This is a genomic window from Marinomonas sp. TI.3.20 (genome assembly GCF_038155025.1).
GTDB classification, from domain to species: domain Bacteria; phylum Pseudomonadota; class Gammaproteobacteria; order Pseudomonadales; family Marinomonadaceae; genus Marinomonas; species Marinomonas flavescens.
On the sequence record NZ_JBAKAS010000001.1, the window covers coordinates 232475 to 251433 of the forward strand.

General features: G+C 43.2%; 16 protein-coding genes and 1 pseudogene. 11 read left to right on the plus strand and 6 right to left on the minus strand.

The window, feature by feature from the left end:
• The first annotated feature begins 7 nt into the window (after positions 1-7).
• Positions 8-1243: an MFS transporter gene (locus V6259_RS01040; RefSeq protein WP_133010713.1), complete on the plus strand. Its 1236-nt coding sequence runs from the start codon at positions 8-10 to the stop codon at positions 1241-1243.
• Positions 1244-1336: 93 nt separating this feature from the next.
• On the opposite strand, the gene V6259_RS01045 is transcribed toward V6259_RS01040, so the two are convergent.
• The gene (locus tag V6259_RS01045) at positions 1337-2419 is read right to left on the minus strand and encodes an ABC transporter substrate-binding protein (RefSeq protein ID WP_341582984.1); all 1083 of its coding nucleotides are present in this window, start codon (positions 2417-2419) and stop codon (positions 1337-1339) included.
• A 232-nt stretch (positions 2420-2651) separates the two neighbouring features.
• Here V6259_RS01045 and V6259_RS01050 point away from each other — a divergent pair, with 232 nt between their 5' ends.
• From V6259_RS01050 to V6259_RS01060, 3 genes are read left to right on the plus strand one after another with little or no spacing between them, the layout of a single operon-like run.
• Positions 2652-3707 carry a FecCD family ABC transporter permease gene (locus V6259_RS01050; protein WP_341582985.1) on the plus strand — a complete coding sequence of 352 codons (1056 nt, stop codon included), beginning with the start codon at positions 2652-2654 and terminating at the stop codon, positions 3705-3707.
• A gap of 2 nt (positions 3708-3709) precedes the next feature.
• Positions 3710-4495: an ABC transporter ATP-binding protein gene (locus tag V6259_RS01055; protein ID WP_341582986.1), complete on the plus strand. Its 786-nt coding sequence runs from the start codon at positions 3710-3712 to the stop codon at positions 4493-4495.
• Positions 4496-4528: 33 nt separating this feature from the next.
• Positions 4529-5743, plus strand: coding sequence for an MFS transporter (locus V6259_RS01060; protein ID WP_341582987.1), 1215 nt, complete (start codon positions 4529-4531; stop codon positions 5741-5743).
• A gap of 172 nt (positions 5744-5915) precedes the next feature.
• Here the strand turns inward: V6259_RS01060 and V6259_RS01065 are convergent, their stop codons facing one another.
• A complete protein-coding gene (locus V6259_RS01065; RefSeq protein WP_165942852.1) occupies positions 5916-6950 on the minus strand; it encodes a family 16 glycosylhydrolase in 1035 nt (344 codons plus the stop codon).
• Positions 6951-7706: 756 nt separating this feature from the next.
• On the opposite strand from V6259_RS01065, the gene V6259_RS01070 reads away from it, so the two are divergent.
• The 5 genes from V6259_RS01070 (at position 7707) to map (ending at position 13563) form a co-directional block, all read left to right on the plus strand.
• Positions 7707-9410 (plus strand): purine-cytosine permease family protein, encoded by a 1704-nt coding sequence (locus V6259_RS01070; RefSeq protein WP_341582988.1) that lies wholly within the window; start codon positions 7707-7709, stop codon positions 9408-9410.
• Positions 9411-9431: 21 nt separating this feature from the next.
• Positions 9432-10931, plus strand: a complete 1500-nt coding sequence (locus V6259_RS01075; RefSeq protein WP_341582989.1) for a mannitol dehydrogenase family protein — start codon at positions 9432-9434, stop codon at positions 10929-10931.
• Positions 10932-11180: 249 nt separating this feature from the next.
• Positions 11181-11522: a zinc ribbon domain-containing protein YjdM gene (locus tag V6259_RS01080; RefSeq protein ID WP_341563401.1), complete on the plus strand. Its 342-nt coding sequence runs from the start codon at positions 11181-11183 to the stop codon at positions 11520-11522.
• A 1050-nt stretch (positions 11523-12572) separates the two neighbouring features.
• Positions 12573-12779 (plus strand): ParD-like family protein, encoded by a 207-nt coding sequence (locus tag V6259_RS01090; protein WP_341582990.1) that lies wholly within the window; start codon positions 12573-12575, stop codon positions 12777-12779.
• A complete protein-coding gene (gene map, locus V6259_RS01095) occupies positions 12772-13563 on the plus strand; it encodes a type I methionyl aminopeptidase (RefSeq protein ID WP_341582991.1) in 792 nt (263 codons plus the stop codon). Before V6259_RS01090 ends, map begins: the two co-directional genes overlap by 8 nt.
• Before the next feature lie 222 nt (positions 13564-13785).
• On the opposite strand, the pseudogene V6259_RS20010 reads toward map, so the two are convergent.
• A pseudogene (locus V6259_RS20010) lies at positions 13786-13918 on the minus strand (transposase); the annotation flags it as partial.
• Positions 13919-14564: 646 nt separating this feature from the next.
• Here V6259_RS20010 and V6259_RS01105 point away from each other — a divergent pair.
• Positions 14565-15347, plus strand: a complete 783-nt coding sequence (locus V6259_RS01105) for a DUF6969 family protein (RefSeq protein ID WP_341582992.1) — start codon at positions 14565-14567, stop codon at positions 15345-15347.
• Between the two features lie 155 nt (positions 15348-15502).
• On the opposite strand, the gene V6259_RS01110 is transcribed toward V6259_RS01105, so the two are convergent.
• Positions 15503-15901, minus strand: coding sequence for a VF530 family protein (locus V6259_RS01110; protein WP_341582993.1), 399 nt, complete (start codon positions 15899-15901; stop codon positions 15503-15505).
• 491 nt (positions 15902-16392) lie between these two features.
• Between V6259_RS01110 and V6259_RS01115 the strand changes: the two genes are divergently transcribed.
• Positions 16393-16545, plus strand: coding sequence for a hypothetical protein (locus V6259_RS01115; protein ID WP_341582994.1), 153 nt, complete (start codon positions 16393-16395; stop codon positions 16543-16545).
• A 62-nt stretch (positions 16546-16607) separates the two neighbouring features.
• Here the strand turns inward: V6259_RS01115 and ahpF are convergent, their stop codons facing one another.
• Both ahpF and ahpC read right to left on the minus strand, forming a co-directional pair.
• A complete protein-coding gene (gene ahpF, locus V6259_RS01120) occupies positions 16608-18155 on the minus strand; it encodes an alkyl hydroperoxide reductase subunit F (protein ID WP_341582995.1) in 1548 nt (515 codons plus the stop codon).
• 209 nt (positions 18156-18364) lie between these two features.
• Positions 18365-18922: an alkyl hydroperoxide reductase subunit C gene (ahpC, locus tag V6259_RS01125; protein WP_341582996.1), complete on the minus strand. Its 558-nt coding sequence runs from the start codon at positions 18920-18922 to the stop codon at positions 18365-18367.
• Between the last annotated feature and the right edge of the window lie 37 nt (positions 18923-18959).

The following is an 18959-nucleotide window of genomic DNA, read 5'->3' on the forward strand; positions in this document are numbered from 1 at the left end:
GGTATGATTGATTAATACGTTTCGTTCATTATCGAATCCCAATTACCGACTGTGGTTCAGTGGGGCCGTTCTTTCTAATGTTGGAACTTGGCTACAGCGTACCGCTCAAGATTGGATTGTTATTTCTCAGCTCTCTGATAAGAATGCTTCTGCGGTAGGTTTGGTGGTATTTTTACAATTTGCACCGCAAATTCTTTTATTGCCCATTACTGGCTGGACAGTTGATCGGGTGGATCGACGTAAACTCCTGTTTATTACTCAATGCCTAATGTCCATGTTGGCACTCGTGTTGGGCTTTTTGGTATTGAGTAATCATGTTGAGCTCTGGCAAGTGTGTGTTTGTGCGTTCGGTCTAGGTTGTGTTGCCGCCTTTGATGCCCCTGCGCGACAAGTCTTCGTCTCAGATGTTGTCAGTGAAGATGAGTTAACCAATGCGGTCTCGCTAAATTCTTTGTCTTTTAACACTGCTCGTTTGGTTGGCCCTGCTATCGCGGGCTTGCTGATTGCTTGGATAGGCGCTGGCTGGGTGTTCCTATTGAATGCCGTCTCTTTTATTCCAATGCTAGTCGCCTTACATTTATTAAAAGCGCGCTTACCGGTTAAGGAAGAAGAAATTTCAGTGGGTAAAACGAGATCAGCATCCAGTTTTCTGGATGGATTTCGTTATATTTCAGCTCATCCCACGATGCGAATTCAGCTCATCATGACTTTTTTGATCTGCAGCTTGGGAATGAATTTTGCGGTGTATTTATCGTCCATGACTGTGCATGTATTTAAAGGTCATGCGGCACAATATGGCATGTTGATTTCAACCATGGCGATAGGTTCAATAACGGGCGCCATGGTCACAGCAAGCCGAACAAAACCGACAATGTTTCTTTTGACATTAGCCGCTGCTGGCTTTGCTGTCAGCAGTGCTTTTGCCGCATTAAGTCCAAATTTCATGAGTTTTATTGTCGCACTGGTATTCCTAGGTCTGAGCTTACAGATGTTTATGACATCAAGTAATACGCTGATGCAACTGTCTACTGAGCGCCGATACCGTGGTCGTGTTATGTCTGTAGTGTTAGCAACAGCCATGGGTAGCACTGCGATAGGCGGCCCTGTAGTGGGGGCAATATCGGACTTTTTAGGAGCCCGTTGGGGGATTGGTATTGGCAGCGTGTTCGGCTTTGCGGCAGCAGCATTAGGGTTTTGGTTTATGCGCAAACAAAGCCAAGAAAAGGCGGCTGAAGCGCGATAAAACGCCATCTTATTTATTTTTTGATCAAATAAAAACCGATTAAGTAACTGAACTTAATCGGTTTTTTTATGATTCGTAAATCGCCGCTATGGTTTATAGCGAGATCATAAAGGTGCCTTCAGGAGTAACCGGAAGGTACTTCTTGTAGAAGTCTTTATAGGCGGCTTCAGGATTCAAATCGCTAAACAATTTTGGGTACATGGCTTTGGCATAGAACTGAATCATGGCGCCATCTAGAATAGTACGGCAGGCACCATGGTATGCGGCAAACATGCGATTGTTTTTAATAGCCGATAAACTAGACCAACCAGTACGACGTTTAAAGCCCTCAAGGCGTGCTTTAGCCACTGCTTCATCTACGCCTTGCCCCATTATCATCGCATCGTCTCCATTGCCTTTTTCATAGCCTGTGATCACGATAACTTGAGGGTCAGAAGCAAGTATTTGCTCAGGGTTAAGTTTTCCCCACCATTCAACATAAGGCGCAGAAATATTGTCTCCGCCGGCCATAGTGGCAATCGCTCCCCACATATTTTTACCAAAGGTGTAGCCGACTTCATTAACACCTGAAGCGCCGAATTCGGTATAGATTCTTGGCTTAGGTAAGTTGGCTTTTGCCAATCGTTCGGTCACCATTTTAAGATTTTTTGAGTACTCTTCGGCAATCATTGCGGCGCGTTTTTGTTGACCGGTGATAACGCCAATGATGTGTGTGCTTTTCATATGTCGAGCTAATGTTTGTGCGTTGTAATCAACGACAACGATCGGAATCCCCGCACTTTCCAAACGCTGTATATCACTGCCTAAGCCTTTAAATTGCCAATCTGCCAGCATGATAAGATCGGGATTAAGGCTGATGACTTTTTCAATCGAGAAGGTCTTAGTATCCACCCGACCAATGCCTGGGATAGTCGCCAACGAAGGGCGATGTTTCACATACATATCCCAATTTGCTGGGCGTGCCTGCCAAATATATTTAGACATACCGACCACCTTGTCATAAGCCGCTTCGGTGCCAATGGCCATGTAATCTTCAGGATAAAATCCCACAATGACCCGTTGTGCTGGTGCGTTAAAGGTGACTTTTCGATCAAGTACATCGGTAATTGTCGTTGTTTGCGCAAGGCTTAATGACGCAAACATAAGGACAAAAAGGCTAAGCATTATCTGGATCATGAAAGAATTCTCGATTAGTTATTCAATTTTAAAAGATAAAATTGATTAAAAATATGAATGAAAGCTTGTGCGGATTCTATATTGAATTACAATAGAGATGCAAACAATTATCATTTGTTTTTTGTTGTTTGTTTATAAAGACCTTACAAAATAAGGGCGATTAATATTTACCTTATATCGCTAGCCCCCTGATTTTCTTAAGCGACATTTTCGTAATGCAGATGACAAAATAATGATCAATACCACTCTTGTTGCCGAGGCCGTTAATGCTCAGCGCCGTTATGAAAAACGACGTTGGTTTGTCATTGCTTGTCTCTTAATGTTGTTACTGTTTTCTTTTGTATTTGATATCGCCACAGGCCCTTCTTTGCTTGGTATTTCGCAGGTATCGAATGCCCTAGCCAGCCTGTTTGGTTTTCCTGTTGAGGTATCGCATATCACAGAAATGATTGTGATCAATTTGCGCCTCCCTATTGCCCTGATGGCCGTGATCGTCGGAGGTTCTCTAGGTGTTGGCGGGGCGGAAATGCAGACCCTGCTGAATAACCCAATGGCGAGTCCGTATACTTTAGGAATGGCCGCCGCGGCGGGTTTTGGTGCGGCTTTAATGCTGTACTTGGGTTCTCTTGGTATGAGCTCGCAAATTGCCGTTCCGATCGGCGCTTTCGTGTGTTGTATGTTGTCGGCTAGCTTATTGTTTGGCCTTGCTATGATGCGCCATATTACGTCTGGTCAGTTGATTCTCGCGGGTATTGCCCTGCTCTTTTTGTTCCAGTCTTTGCTGTCTCTTGTGCAGTTTGTGTCGTCGCCAGAGTTAAGCCAGCAGATCTTGTTTTGGTTGTTTGGTAGCCTAACCAAAGCAACTTGGTCGAATGTGGCTATCACCGCGGGCGTCACCTTGGTTTGTGTCTTGGTGTTGCTGAAAGACGCATGGAAGCTAACGGCATTGCGCCTAGGTGAAGAACGCGCCAAAAGTCTGGGAGTTAATGTCACGCGGTTACGTCTGAAAACCTTAATCATAGTGGCTATTATGACGGCCACCGCGACCAGTTTTGTCGGCATTATTGGCTTTATTGGTATCGTTGCACCCAATATCGCACGCATGCTGGTGGGTGAAGACCAACGCTACTTTTTGCCGCTGTCCTTTTTAGTCGGCGCCTTTTTATTGTCCAGTGCGTCCGTGTTGTCTAAAGCCATTGTGCCTGGCTCTTTGTTCCCTATCGGTATTGTTACCGCGATTATTGGCGTGCCGTTTTTCTTTTGGTTGATCATCGGGAAGAAACGTTAGTCATGTTAGAAATTCGAAATTTACACTTAGCGTTTGATGACCTTGTGCTGGCGGATGACATCAGCTTTTCCCTAAACGCAGGGCAAACCCATGTGATCATTGGCCCCAATGGCACCGGCAAAAGCACCCTGCTAAAAACCTTGTTTGGCGATGTGCAGCCACAACAAGGCGATGTGTATTTTGATGGTGAGCCATTAAACCGCAAGCAGTTAAGTGAATGGCGTCGGCGCTTTGGCTACATGCCCCAAGACATTCGGTTAGACGTAGGCTTGAGTGTGTTGGAAGTGGTGCTACTTGGGCAGCTTGATGCCTTGTCGTTGAAGCTGGGTAATCGCTTATTAGAAGCCGCTTTGCAGGCGTTGGATCAAATTGGCTTGCTGCATTTAGCGAATCGCGATGTCAGGACACTCAGTGGCGGTCAGTGCCAAATGGTGTTGTTTGCTCAAGCCTTGATGCGCCAACCAAAAATATTGATGTTGGATGAACCCGTCAGTGCGCTCGATCTGCATTTCCAGCAGGTCCTATTGGATCATTTGGATAAGAACACCAAACAGCATGGCTGGGTATCGATTATGATTTTGCATGATCTGAACCTAGCGGCCCAATACGCTGATAATTTATTGGTGTTAAAAGACGGAAAGCTGGTCGCTCAAGGTGCCCCAAAAGACATTCTTACGCCTGAATTGGTGCATGAGGTTTACGGTGTGACCGCTGAGGTGATGCTGGACAGCGCCGGTGTGCCGTTTGTTCGTACTCAGCGCAGCGGGCATCATGCGCCTCTCAAATGATTTTAATGACTCTAAAACGGTAAACGCACTGCTATGAAGGCAAATTACTTTCTGACCGATTGGCGTCAGTTATCCGCAGCGAGCCGTGTCTTAGTTATTAATGGTTTTAGCTTTAATCTTGGCTTTTACATGCTGTTGCCGTATCTCGCGGACCATCTTCAGCGCGTATTGGGACTCACCCCATGGTACGTTGGCTTGGTAATTGGTTTGCGTGTCTTGAGTCAGCAAGGGCTGTTTTTGGTCGGTGGTACGCTGGGCGATTACCTAGGTTATAAGCGCTTGATTTTGCTGGGCTGCTTGGTTCGAGTGGTCGGATTTGTCTTGTTGGGTATCGCGCAAAGCTTGCCATTGCTCTTGCTTGGCGCTTTTTTTACCGGTTTTGCTGGGGCGTTATTTACCCCTTCAAGCAATGCCTATTTGGCCTACGAAGCTCCGGATCAAGTTCGCCGCGATCGAATTTTTGCAATGCAAAACTGGACCAGTGAAGCGGGGATGTTTCTTGGCCCTCTATTGGGCATTTCGCTGGTGGCCGTGAGCTTTATGTGGGTGGGTTTGAGTGCGGCGCTATTGTTCTTCGGCTTATTCCTGATTCAATGGCGTTATCTGCCTGTATTGGCTGATCAACCTAAGCGCACTTCTGCTCAGCAAGGTTTTTGGCAGCAATGGAAAAGCATGCTGCGAAACCGCGCCTTCATGCAATTTATTCTGTTTGCCTGTGCCTTTCATCTGTTCTTTCATCAGCTGTATTTATCATTGCCAAATGAAGTCGACGCCCGTGGACTGGAATCGTATGTCATTACATGGGTGTTTATGACCACGTCTATTCTGGGTATCACACTGCAAATGCCGATCAGTCGATGGGTGTCTCAGTCGATTAGCAACGCCAAGGCAATGGGACTTGGGCTGGTCTTAATGGGTGGCTCGTTTCTTTGGTTTCTGATCTCGTTTGATGGCGCCCCTTGGTTAAACTTCATCGCTTATGGTGTGATGTTCAGTTTGGGGTCTATGTTGGTGTTGCCGTTGCTGGGCTCTTTTGTGCCGCGCTTTTGTGATAAGTCCGAGTTAGGCAGCTACTACGGTTTATATTCCTGCATCGGTGGCATTGCTGCATTCGGGGGGAATGTTGGCATTGGTTGGTTACTGTCTATTGAGAGCCTGAATCGCCAATGGATTTGGAGCGGTTTGGCCATCATCGGCGTGTGCGCAGGGCTGGGATTGTATCGTCAGGTGCGTCGGCTTACTGGCTAAGCGCGTTAAGAATGCTAAGGCGTTACCATGCGAGGTATCGCGAATAACTAGCCATGCGCCATACTTTTTCCGATGGCATAGACAATGCAATCTGTCTGAATGAGAGGAACCCATCAATAACGACTGGGCTCCTCTTTATCGATTGCGTATTAGTCAAATCAATACGAAATGCTTAGTAAGGGCTAGTTCCAGGTTTTTTCTTATAAACACGTACCCAGTCAACTTGCATTGTTGTTGGGTAACCGTCTACACCGCCATTAGCGTTAAGCTTTGGTGGTCTACCGCATCGACGCTGGTTATTAGGGCAAGGGTTACTTGCTGTGCTATAGCGTAAGTTTGGCGCTCGTAGACCTAAAGACAAAGCGAGATTCATAGGTAGGCGGTTCCAATTCGTATTCGCCAAGCTATTTACTTCTTTACCGTCTAGGTAGTAAGTAATTCGATCGGGCTCAACCATAGCGCCATAAACATGAAATGCCGCGGCTGGGTCGAAATTACCATTAACATGTGGATGATCGAGATACGGTAGCTGCTGAGCATTACGAACCCAAGTTGCCTTACCATCTTTCATTACTTGGTATGGGGCATGCATATCAAGGATATGTGAGTCTTGAGCGTGTTGCTGCATCTCGACGATATCCACTTCTGAATACGCTTGTTCGTTATCATCGTGTTTTAAAAATCCTGCCGCTTCGTCAGTGACGTTGTTACTGTATAGCCAGAATGCGGGAGAAGATCCAGGGAATTTAGCCACACCCTTGATACGAGCTTCGTAGTATCCAAACACTTGCGTTGCTTTAGACTTAAGAATACCCGATGAGAAGTAAGTGTGGGCATGGAACGGCGTATAAAGCGATGTCCGTAATGTCGCATTAGGGTTGTCGTCGTAGCGCATCGTGATGTCAAGATTGCCACTATTTACTTTCGTGTTATCTGCTTTCCAAGTCCAAGCGCCCCAAGATTGAGGGCTGATATCCCATTTAGAAGTATTCACCTTAGTGCCGTTGAACTCGTCAGATAGGCTAGGAACTAGGACCCAGTCTTTAGGGCTGCCGTTAGGCACGTTGCCCTGAACTTGTTCTGGGCTATGAGAGTTTGCAACCGGTGTGCCTGAATATTGATCGACTGCACACCCTGATACTCCAATAGGCACCATGATGAGTGCCATTGTCTTGAGGGAAATTGCGCATTTTATATTTGTTTTCATTGATAGCCTCATTTTGTTATATTTTGTAAACATATGATGTTTATCATATTCATATGTTTGTGTCGAATAAAATACACTTTTTCATGTCGAAAAACGGGCTAATTTAGCGATCAAAACAATAGAATAACGTTACTTTTAAGAGGCAATAGATTAATTAATAATCAATTTTTTTAGGAAAAACACGCAGAGAAGATTAAAAATTGACCATAATGATCTATTTTTAATCTTTACAAGCTCACACTGTTACTAAAAAGTACCTTTAATTAAAAATATTAAATTTTAGTGTCATAAAAGTACTACTTATTTAGTAAATTAGTATTTTTAGTCAATATAGTATTACTATTTCCTATTTATTGTATTTGTTTACTTCAAGACTACTTTTTAAACTCCCTACCCTCAGAACGGTTGGTTTAGAAATGGTTTTCTCTGATGGGGGCTTACGAGCTAGCAGTAAGCATGAAAAGACGATAGCAATACTCTTATTTGACGGCATAAATACGGCGTTTTTTTTGTAAGTTATTGTTGTATTTATCTATTTTCTCCCCTTCTCAATAATTCAACCTACGTTTTTTTAACGTTTGTCTGACCGGCTTATAAAGCCAACTTTTTTTGCCATTCACAGCGTAAGTGCCAAACCAGATTGAGGTCGATGTAGCGCTATTTATCAACAAAAGACATGACGTGAAAGCCGCTTCGCTCCGGCTGATGGCCTCGTATCTTTTGCTAATCTAAATTAAAAAAATAATGAGAGAAAAGATGAATTTTGAAAAATTAGACGGTGTTAGCGAAGAGCAATTGCCTATCGCAAAACACAACCTACATGGTTGGAAACATTTTTTAGGGCTGTATGCCGGTGAGCATGTAGCCGCGACAGAATTTGTTATTGGAGCCACCTTCGTTGCGTTGGGCGCGAAGACGATGGACATTCTCGTAGGTCTCTTGATCGGTAACATTCTTGCCATTTTAAGCTGGACGTTAATTACCTCTCCTATTGCGACTCAAACACGCCTTAGCCTTTATACCTATTTAGAAAAAATCGCTGGCAAGTCGATGACCAAGCTCTACAACTGGGCAAACGTCATCATATTCACCGTCATATCGGCGGCGATGATTACTGTATCGAGTACCGCCGTCAGATATTTATTTAATATTCCCGCTCAACTTAACTGGTACCCAACCAATTCCTTGTTTGTGCTGGTGGTGTTGGCCGTGGGCGCTGTTGTGGTGTTTGTTGCCATGTACGGTTTTAAAGCGGTGTCAGAGTTTTCTGGTATCTGTGGGCCTTGGTTATTTGTGATGTTTGGTTCCGGCGCCTTGGTGATCATGCCTGCGCTATCTGAATCGGTATTAGGCACCACGACACTGCACAGCTTTAAAGACTTTATTACCATTGGCGATCAGTCTATCTGGACGGGTGTAAATGCGTTTGGGAAACCAGGTATTGGTTTGCTAGAAGTCATTGGTTTTGCATGGGCAGCGAACACGATCACCCATTTTGGTCTAATCGATATGGCGTTGTTACGCTATGCCAAAAAACCCATATACGGTATGGCGACGAGCTCTGGGATGCTGTTTGGTCATTACCTTGCTTGGATCTCAGCTGGCATCATGGGCGCTGGCACAGCAGTACTGGTTAAGAAAAGTATTATTGCATTGGACCCAGGTGATGTGGCATTTCAGGCGTTGGGTCTTTCTGGTTTTGTTATTGTGATTATTGCGGGTTGGACAACCGCCAATGCCAATTTGTATCGGGCAGGACTGGCCGCTCAGGCTATTTTCACACGTTATTCAAGAAAACAAGCCACGCTGGCTGTTGGTCTTGTGACTATGGTTGTGGCTTGTTTCCCTTTCGTATTTAGCCAAATGTTGCCGCTACTGACGTACGCGGGTTTGCTGGTTGTTCCAGTGGGAGCGATTGTATTTGCAGAGCACGTTATTTTTCCAAAAATTGGTTTTAGCCGCTATTGGGTAAGTTTCCAAAAATTGACACACAGCACGCCAGCTATCGCATCGTGGGGGATTGGCTTGGTGTTTGGTTTTGGCTTAAATACGCTAAATGTCATGTCATTTTACTACCTATTTTTACCAACTTGGGTCGTCACTATCATTGTTTATACATTACTCGCAAAGCGTTACGGAGCGGACAAAGATTACACAGAAGAAAAAGCCGCCATGGATAAGCACGATAAACTTGTTGAAGCCTACCATGAGCATCAAGCGAGCATTGCCAGCCCCATCGTAGAAGATACCTCCTTGTTGTCTAAAACGCTGGGAACGATTACGTGGATCAGCTTAGCCGTCACATTAGGGTTGGCTTTCTTCACCATGTTTGGCAGCTCAAACATGACCGCCTATTTAGCGAACCGCGAAATATTTTATACCTACGGCTTTGTCTGCACAGTCATTTATTTCACCGCAGCCTATTGGGTCTTAAGACGCCAAAAAGCACTTCAAGCTTAACTAATATTGCGAGATTTCTTAATGTCATTATTACCATTGAACCAAGGCAACTTAGCAAGCTTGCCTAACTCGTTTGTTACACCAACGTATGACCGTAGCAAGCTAAAAGCAGGGATTGTACACATTGGTATCGGTGGCTTTCACCGTTCGCATGAAGCGTTTTACACAGATGAATTATTAGCATCAACAGGCTCAACTGAATGGGGCATTTGCGGTGTTGGCTTGCGCGAAGCCGACCGCAAAATTGGCGACATTCTTAAGCAGCAAGACTATCTTTACACGCTGATCGTGAAGCACCCAGACGGCAAAGTAGAGAATCGTGTTATTGGTTCGATTGTGGATTTCATGCTGGGCTGTGATGATGCGGTCGCGGTAACAGATAAAATGGCCAGCGCAGAGACCAAAATTGTCTCTTTGACCATTACCGAAGGGGGTTATAACTTTAACCCAGCGACCAATGAGTTTGATTTTAGCAACCCAGATGTGCAGCACGATTTAGCCAACCCACAAAACCCTAAAATGGTGTTTGGCTTTCTGACTGAAGCATTGCGTAAACGTCGTGCTGCAGGCCTACCAGCCTTCACTATTCAGTCTTGTGACAACATCCAGCACAACGGCAACATGACTCGTAAAATGCTGCTAGCGTTCGCTGAGAAACAAGACCCTGAACTAGCGGCATGGATCGAGCAAGAAGTACGCTTCCCAAATGCCATGGTAGACCGTATCACGCCAGTGACAACGCCTGCCGATATTGCCAACCTACAAGCATCTGGTGTGGACGATGCTTGGCCTGTCGTCTGTGAGCCGTTCTCACAGTGGGTAATCGAAGACACTTTCTCTAATGGTCGCCCTGCATGGGAAAACGTCGGTGCTCAGTTTGTGCCAGATGTAACGCCTTACGAAACCATGAAGATTCGCCTGCTTAATGCTGGTCATTCTGTCTTGGGCTTGTTGGGCTCTATCCACGGTCATCAAACGATTGATGGTTGTGTGGCAGATCCTTTGTTTGCGACTTATTTACGCCGTTTTATGGACGTAGAAGCGACGCCAGTATTAGCACCGGTTGAAGGCATTAATCTGGAAGATTACAAAAGTTCTTTGATTGAGCGTTTCGGTAACCCGAATGTGAAAGACAACTTGGCGCGTATCTGTCTAGAAAGCTCTTCTAAACTGCCTAAATTCTTGATCCCTACGATCACAGAAAACATGGCGAAAAGTGGCAGCATTCAATTCGCTGCGCTTGTGATCGCCGCGTGGTGTTACTACTCAGACAAAGGCGTTAACAAAGAAGGCGTTGCGCTGGACATTGTTGATGATATGAAAGCAGAGTTACACGCTGCAGCAGCAGGCTCTCAGGACGATAAATTGTCCTTCCTTAAGCTGACCGCTGTGTTTGGTGATCTTGCTCAAAATGCCGTCTTTACAGATGTCTATGTGGCCATGTTAGACGCGCTTTACGCGAACCCTAATATTGCCGAGCAAATGCAAAACATGCTTGAAAAAGAAGCTTTAGTCGCTTAATAGCACCATCTTAGCGGGTGAATAGCCTGCGATAAAACCGATCTCCGGCATAGCCAGGGATCGGTTTTTTTATGCTGTTTTTTCATAAATATCAATGGATTAGGTTTTTTCTTCGATGAATTTAAAACAACGAGAAAAGTGGCGTAAACGAGAGCGCTAATAAATTTTTTCGTGAAGGTGAAAAACCACAGTGAAAATAAGGGTATAATGCGCGAAATTTTTACAGCCAACGTCGAGGTAGTGACAACAATGAGTCTTCCTAATTGCCCTAAATGTAACTCAGAATACGTATACGAAGATCAAGCAATGTTGATCTGTCCGGAATGCGCACACGAGTGGAACCCGAACGAAGTGGAAGTAGACGAAGATGCACTGATCATCAAAGACATGAGCGGCAAATTGTTGCAAGAAGGCGACAAAGTGACCTTGGCGAAAGACCTAAAAGTAAAAGGTTCTTCACAAGTTCTTAAAATCGGCACCAAAGCGACCATCAAACGTCTAGTAGACGGCGACCACGACATCGACTGTAAAGTAGATGGCGCAGGTGACATGATGCTGAAATCTCAATTCGTCAAAAAAGCTTCAGCTTAAATTCGTACATCTGACTTGCTCAGATAACGAACCAAAAAAAGGACGTTTGCCGCTGACCTCATCAGCGCAAATGCCCTTTTTTCTGCCCGCAGACAGCTCGAACGGTCCCTTCCTTTTCTTCAAGAGAAAAACTAGGGTGGGGTTGTTGGTTTGGTCTGATGGATTCCATTCTAATGCTTTGTTTTTCCGACTTTTATTCCGCTCTGCTGAGCGTGTAACTTTTTTCAATTGATGCAAAACTTTACTTTAAAAGAAAAGCAAAAAATCTCTTTAAGACCTTTAACATATGATTTGCGTGGCATATTAAAACGCCTGTACGTCGATCATTTAAGGAAGGTGGTTAGAAGCTTAATTAGCTTGGAGGTAAAGTGTCAAACATTGCCTCGGAAACGTCATCAAGTCGCGCAACTTCGTTGCATCGAATGGACTTATTTATAGCCTTTATATCTAATTGATTCGTAAGGTATTGTTATAAAATGAACCTGACCTATTTTAGGTCACAAATGCCCCTTTTTTTCTGCTCGGCACCAACACTAAAGGGTCGAACCCTGAGGTATCCCCGGAAATTTTATGTAAATAACAACTAGTTAACATAGGAAGGGGACGTTCATGGCCCTTGGTGATCAATAATTTCGCCAAAAACAACTAAACACGGAGCCATGAACGCGACAGACATTTTCAACAAAATCATCCCTTTTGTCAGCCCAATATGTATAAAACCCGTCAAAAAGCCCTGATCGTCTGCTTTCAAAGCCTAGCTCAAGAAAATATGGCGAGTGTTAGCAATATTGGTCGGGGGATAACATCTAATGCCTACGACAAGCATAAGATTAAACGAGCAGATATACGTTGGCGGCCGTTGTACTGAAGCTGTGCGTTAGGCGAGTTCTAGCGTCTACACCAATAGGAACTTTTAACCCAAAGAACCACCGCTTACCTTTTAGCAAGATTGATGGCTCCATGCACACAAATTCAACGTTAAATGATATAAATTGACATTGTAATATATTTTTTATATGTTTCGTATATAAAACATATTTGGAGTGTATAGTGGGTATAGTAAAAATTTCAGATGAACTGCATGATGAAATTAGAAAATCAAGCAGTGTCATGTCTCGATCTATCAATTCGCAAGCAGAGTTTTGGATAAAAATGGGGATGCTTTCAGAATTAAATCCAACACTTACTTTTCATGAAATTATTAAAAAACAACTGCTCAAGGAAGTTGTGACTATTTCAGGAGCAATTAATGAATAAATCAATGGTCAAAACTGATATTGAAATAAGTTTCATGAGAGAGTCTGGAAAACTTTTAGCCCAAGTGTTCAAAATGTTAGATTCGTTTGTATGCGAAGGTATAACAACAATGGAAATAGACACTAAAGTTGAAAATTATATTGTTAATGTTTTAAATGCTCGTCCTGCAAGTAAAGGACAATATGGTTATCAGTTTTCTCTAAATTCATCAGTTAACGAAGTTGTATGCCATGGTGTTCCTAGTAACACTTATCGTTTAAAAACAAAGGATATTGTTAATATAGATATTACCTTGGAGAAAAACGGCTTTATTAGCGACTCTAGTAAAATGTATGTGCTTAAAGCTGCTAGTCCAGAAGCTAAACGTTTAGTTAAAACAAGCTATGAAGCTATGTGGAAAGGAATTGAAGCAGTAAAAGCGAAGGCTACACTTGGTGATATAGGGTATGCGATTCAAAATTATGCAGAGTCTTCAGGATATAGCGTAGTTCGTGAATATTGTGGTCATGGCATAGGCAAAGAAATGCATGAAGATCCACAAGTGTTGCATTATGGGAAACCTAATTCAGGATTAGTCCTCGAGGAAGGTATGATTTTTACTATAGAACCTATGATCAACCAAGGTGGGCATAAGGTTAAAACTAAGAAAGATGGCTGGACAGTTATTACTAGAGATAAAAAACTATCTGCTCAATGGGAGCATACAATTCTAGTTACAAAAACGGGCTATGAAGTGTTGACTCTTCGAGAGAGTGAAAATTTCACGAAAATGAAAACATATTAAAGAATAAAAAAAGCTGTTGTTGCTGTCGGTGTAGCACGTGCATTTCTAAGCGGAGTGTTCTTTTTCGTGATCTTGAACAAAGGCGTACTTTATTCTGGGTTGTTGGCAAAGTACCTTGCGGCCTTTTTTAGAATGTCGCGCTCCTCCGTGATTCGTCTCAGACTTGAGTCGAGCATTTTCAGAGGCTACATCAAGGTCTTCTGATGGTTGAGACTGTGGCTCTCCATACTTTTTGATCCAAGCGTATACACTGTGAGTGGTTGTATCGAGCCATTTCCGCAACAGAATAACCACGCTCAGTCACTTGCTTAACCGCTTCTCTTTTAAACTCTTCCGGATAACGTTTGGGTTTCATAAAACACCTCTTATTTAACTAGATTTTAACGTTAATAGGTGTCTAGTAAAGTCATTGGAAGCTCAATGAGTTATCTTTAAATATATAAAATAGAAATTAATATAAATGATTTTGAACTTAATAAAACACTCAAAGTCATATTTTTTGAAAAGAAAAAAAGATAAAAACTATTGCACATTGCTTGCTTTTTTTATGAAAATTATATGACATTTTTATGATGGCTAATGATAATTAAATAAAAAATAATTTGAACTTAATAAAATAAGACAAGTCAGAATTTCTGAAATTTAAAACTTTAATAAATACATCATTAATTTTTAATAAGGTAACGAAAATGAAAAACATACTAAAGAATAAAAAAGCTGTTGTTGCTGCCGGTGTAGCATGTGCCTTTCTAAGCGGAGCACCTGTATACGCTTCTTGCTCTCCATGTCGCGCAAAATCAAAATCATCTTACGTTAATCCATGTGCTGCGAAAAACCCTTGTTCAGCAAATCCATGTGCTGCGAAAAACCCTTGTTCAGCAAAAAAATAGATTCTTTTACTTTATAAAAAAGTATTTAATATAATTACCTTAATCAAGAAACACAGTCTTTTAATAAAAGTCTGTGTTTTATTTATTTATCTATAATATAAAAAACTTATTATGAATGTATCTTCTTGGTCTGCCCTTGAAAATGAGATCCCTCTTGAAATTCCAAACATCAATAAGATAAAAAATATTGACGAATTAGAGAGTGCATCACAAAAAATAAAAGAATGTTATCGGTTATTAAATAAAAGTGGTCAAAATATTGTTGGTGAAATATTAAAAGGGCAAGGGACTTTTTACCAAATGAGCCACTATCCACAAGATGATGTTTATGACTCTGAAACGCACAGTCAATATTACTATCATAACCATAGAGGCATGGACCAAGAACACGGCCATTTCCACACGTTTCTTCGAGCCCAATCCATTCCAAATCACATTAAACCAATGGAAGGCTATCAACGTTCTGAACCGTGGCCTTTAGGGGATAATGCACTGGTGCATTTTATTGGAATATCGATGGACGATGAAGGCTTTCCCATTGGCCTGTTTGCCACAAACCGTTGGGTAACAGATCAAACATGGTATAGCGCAGAAGACACGATTGCCTTGCTGGACAATTTTTGCATCGATCACGCCTTTCCCAATCTAGTGGTAAATCAGTGGATAACCGCTTTTTTTGTACTATTCCGTCCACACATCGTTGCACTGCTGGAACATAGAGACAGAATAATTGCTGCAGCAGAAAAAAAGAATCCGAATGACGACATACTAGAAAATAGAGAATTAGAGATCACCGGTGCTTTTTCAATTACACCTGAAGAATGGGTGAAGCAGCTTTCTCGTATGCGATTAGCATCTTCTAGGCTCAATTCAGCGGGGGCGCGAGGAATCTGACTTTTCAGGGATAACTTGGTATCTAGGGGAGATGGCAAACTGCTCAGATGACACACGAGGCAGGTTTTTACATTTATACAAATAGAAAGTGCATTCATTCCGGTCGATTTCACCCAACAAATTATCCCCAGCACATTTGAATACGCGCTTTTTAACTATCTGCGATAGTTTTTCGTTTTGCCGTACTCCGCTGCTTTTTGTGCCTGTTTTTCGCGCATGCGCTCAGCGTCTTCTAGGCTCAATTTAGCGGGTTCGCGAGGAGTCTGGCCTTCAGGGATAATTCGGTATCTAGGGGATATGGCAAACTGCTCAGATGAAACACGAGGCAAGTTTTTAAATTTATACAAATAGAACGTTTCCACTTTCTCTCGCGCCCAGTCGCTCTTCTTGAGAAATTTTACGCTGGATTCGATGCTCGGATTCGTTTTAAAGCAATTGATGTTCAGGTAGGCGTACAGAAGATCAAAGCCATAATGATCGACTATTTGAGTCAGCAAGTCTTGTAAACCCAGACCGTGTAGTGGGTTGTTTTCGTAATTTATTTCATCAGTCATGGGCGCGTCCGGTAAAAGTCTAAGAATCTAATAGGGATTGTTATGGCTATCATACCTGTCACTGCTCATACAAAACATAGCAGAGTGCTCTTTTGGGCAAAGAACCATGCAAGACGAGTCTCTATAAAATCTATTTCTATGTTCACCTTATGGCTATATTAAGTTAACAGTATTTTGCTGGCAGGAATCCAGTATCCCTCGAAATGAAAATTTTTTGGAACACTTCCGCTTGCCTATGCTAGTGGTAAATGACGCCTCTAAATTGGTAATCGAATGATTTTAAAAAGTTGAGGAATCAGAAAGTAGGTAAACGAGGGCATAATGCCCCATGCCTGTGTGGTAACGAAAAAAAGTGCTGAATTGACTTGAATATTTCGTTACATCAGTCCTTATATAAGAACTTTAAACGGAGCAAAAACAGTTGGCTAGGTTCCGCTTTGTTGCTAGTTTTAGCCAACCATTTTTTATCTCTAAATGAGGCGGCGTAAACCATGAAAAATGGAGTGAAAATCATATTCTTGTGTTTATTGTTATTTGGCGTGACTCCTTGTAGGTTTCGTGGCTACATATTTAAAAATGGCAGTCATCGTTATTTAGTCCATCAATCTGGTTTGCTTCAAGTGCTTCAAGGCAATATCGCTTAGCAGGCAAACAAAAAAGCCGATCTTGTTTTCACAAGATCGGCTTTTTATTGGACGAGATTTGATTAGTTACGAATCAAGTAATCAAACGCGCCAAGCGCTGCGGTTGCACCGCCACCCATTGAGATGATGATTTGCTTGTACGGTGTCGTTGTTACGTCACCGGCAGCAAACACACCAGGGATGGACGTTTGACCGTGCTGATCGATGATGATCTCGCCGCGATTGCTTAGCTCTAGCGTGTCTTTTAAGAACTCGCTGTTTGGTACTAGACCAATTTGAACGAAGATGCCCGCTACTTCGACAAGGTGTGACTCATCGGTGGTACGGTCTGTGTATTTCAGGCCGATAACGCGTTGTCCGTCGCCAAGTACTTCTGTGGTCATGGCATTTTTAATGATGGTGATGTTCGGTAATGAGTTGGCTTTTTTCACCAAAACGTCGTCGGCACGAAGCGTGTCGCCAAACTCAAGAACAGTAACGTGTTCGACTAAGCCTGCAAGGTCAATCGCTGCTTCAATACCTGAGTTACCACCACCGATAACCGCTGTTTTCTTACCTTTGAACAATGGGCCGTCACAGTGTGGGCAGTAGGCGACGCCTTTACCACGGTACTCTTGTTCGCCCGGTACGTTCATTTCTCTCCAGCGTGCGCCGGTGGCCAAGATAACGGTTTTACTTTTTAGCAATGCGCCGTTTTCGAGTTCGATTTCAACGAATTCTTTTTTCTCTAGACGAACCGCTTTTTGCGTTTTCATCAGGTCAACGTCGTAATCAAGAACGTGCTGCTCAAGACCGGCAACCAATTTAGGGCCGTCAGTGGCTTTTACAGAGATGAAGTTCTCAATCGCCATGGTGTCAGCAACTTGGCCACCAAAACGCTCTGCAACAACACCAGTACGTATGCCTTTACGTGCTGCGTAGATCGCTGCGGCTGCGCCTGCAGGACCACCACCCACAACAAGTACGTCGTATGGGTCTTTTTCAGACAATTCAGCGGCTTGTTTTTTCGCTGCGCCGGTGTCTACTTTGTTTAGAATTTCGTCCAATGTCATACGACCTTGTTCGAATAATTCACCGTTCAGGTAAACGGATGGTACGGCCATGATTTCACGCTTTTCGACTTCGTCTTGGAATAACGCACCGTCGATCATGGTCGCAGTAATATTTGGGTTTAGAACCGCCATTAAGTTAACGGCTTGCACAACGTCTGGACAATTGTGGCAAGAGAGGGAGATGTACACCTCAAAGTTCAATTCTGTGTCCAAGGACTTAATTTGTTCTAGGGTCGCTGGCGCCGCTTTAGATGGGTGGCCGCCGGCTTGCAATAGAGCCAATACCAATGAGGTAAATTCGTGGCCCATTGGGATACCTGCAAAACGTACACGAGGTGTTTGCCCTTGAGGTCCAATCGCCATTTGAGGCGCACGACCTGCTGGGTTTTCGTCTACAGATAAAATGATTTTGTCGCTTTTAAGCGCCGTGATTTCACGTGCTAAGCCTAGTAGTTCTTCTGCTTTTTCAGTTCCATTCGTAGACACAGTAATTTCAATCGGATTAACGATATTTTGTAGGTATGTGCCCAACTGTTGTTTGATGTTTGCTTCTAACATAATGTTTAACCCGTTAAGACTGAGAGATTACTGTAAATTTCGGGTACAAGAATCCATACCAAGCCAATAAACGACTTGAAATTTGCATTCCGAAAATAAGGTATATAAAAGAATAAAAGGGGTCAGATCCCTTAAGGAGATCTGGTGTATAGATCCCTTAAATGTTCGTTTAAGGGATCTGACCCCTTTTAGGGTCTGACTAGCAAGTCTTAGATTTTGCCAACTAGGTCTAGAGAAGGCGCTAGAGTTGCTTCGCCTTCTTTCCATTTAGCTGGGCAAACTTCACCTGGGTGAGCAGCAACGTATTGTGCCGCTTTCACTTTGCGAAGTAGGTCTTCAGCGTCACGGCCGATACCTTCAGCAGTGATTTCCATTGCTTGGATAGTACCTTCTGGATCGATCAAGAAAGTAGCACGGTCTGCCAGGCCTTGACCTTCGCGCATGACGCCGAAGTTGTTTGTGATCTTGCCAGACTGGTCGCCTACCATGTAGTAGTTGATTTTGCCGATTGTTTCAGAGCTGTCGTGCCATGCTTTGTGTGTGAAGTGAGTGTCTGTAGAGACAGAGAATACTTCTACGCCGCGAGATTGAAGTTCAGCGTAATGATCAGCAACATCGCCTAGTTCTGTAGGGCAAACGAATGTGAAGTCAGCTGGGTAGAAAAAGAAGATAGACCATTTGCCTAGTACGTCTTTTTCAGAAATTTCTACAAACTCGCCAGATTTAAAAGCAGAGGCGTTGAATGGTTTGATTTGTGTATTGATCATTGTGTATCTCCTAAGTGATTTAGAGTAAGTGCGTTAC

Excerpts from the sequence above, each read along its gene's own strand:
- V6259_RS01065 (WP_165942852.1), bottom strand. The coding sequence starts at position 6,950 with ATGAAAACAAATATAAAATGCGCAATTTCCCTCAAGACAATGGCACTC.
- V6259_RS01115 (WP_341582994.1), top strand. The coding sequence starts at position 16,393 with ATGAAAAATGGAGTGAAAATCATATTCTTGTGTTTATTGTTATTTGGC.
- V6259_RS01080 (WP_341563401.1), top strand. The coding sequence starts at position 11,181 with ATGAGTCTTCCTAATTGCCCTAAATGTAACTCAGAATACGTATACGAA.
- V6259_RS01055 (WP_341582986.1), top strand. The coding sequence starts at position 3,710 with ATGTTAGAAATTCGAAATTTACACTTAGCGTTTGATGACCTTGTGCTG.
- V6259_RS01050 (WP_341582985.1), top strand. The coding sequence starts at position 2,652 with ATGATCAATACCACTCTTGTTGCCGAGGCCGTTAATGCTCAGCGCCGT.
- map (WP_341582991.1), top strand. The coding sequence starts at position 12,772 with ATGAATAAATCAATGGTCAAAACTGATATTGAAATAAGTTTCATGAGA.
- V6259_RS01105 (WP_341582992.1), top strand. The coding sequence starts at position 14,565 with ATGAATGTATCTTCTTGGTCTGCCCTTGAAAATGAGATCCCTCTTGAA.
- V6259_RS01045 (WP_341582984.1), bottom strand. The coding sequence starts at position 2,419 with ATGATCCAGATAATGCTTAGCCTTTTTGTCCTTATGTTTGCGTCATTA.
- V6259_RS01060 (WP_341582987.1), top strand. The coding sequence starts at position 4,529 with ATGAAGGCAAATTACTTTCTGACCGATTGGCGTCAGTTATCCGCAGCG.
- ahpF (WP_341582995.1), bottom strand. The coding sequence starts at position 18,155 with ATGTTAGAAGCAAACATCAAACAACAGTTGGGCACATACCTACAAAAT.
- ahpC (WP_341582996.1), bottom strand. The coding sequence starts at position 18,922 with ATGATCAATACACAAATCAAACCATTCAACGCCTCTGCTTTTAAATCT.
- V6259_RS01075 (WP_341582989.1), top strand. The coding sequence starts at position 9,432 with ATGTCATTATTACCATTGAACCAAGGCAACTTAGCAAGCTTGCCTAAC.
- V6259_RS01070 (WP_341582988.1), top strand. The coding sequence starts at position 7,707 with ATGAATTTTGAAAAATTAGACGGTGTTAGCGAAGAGCAATTGCCTATC.
- V6259_RS01110 (WP_341582993.1), bottom strand. The coding sequence starts at position 15,901 with ATGACTGATGAAATAAATTACGAAAACAACCCACTACACGGTCTGGGT.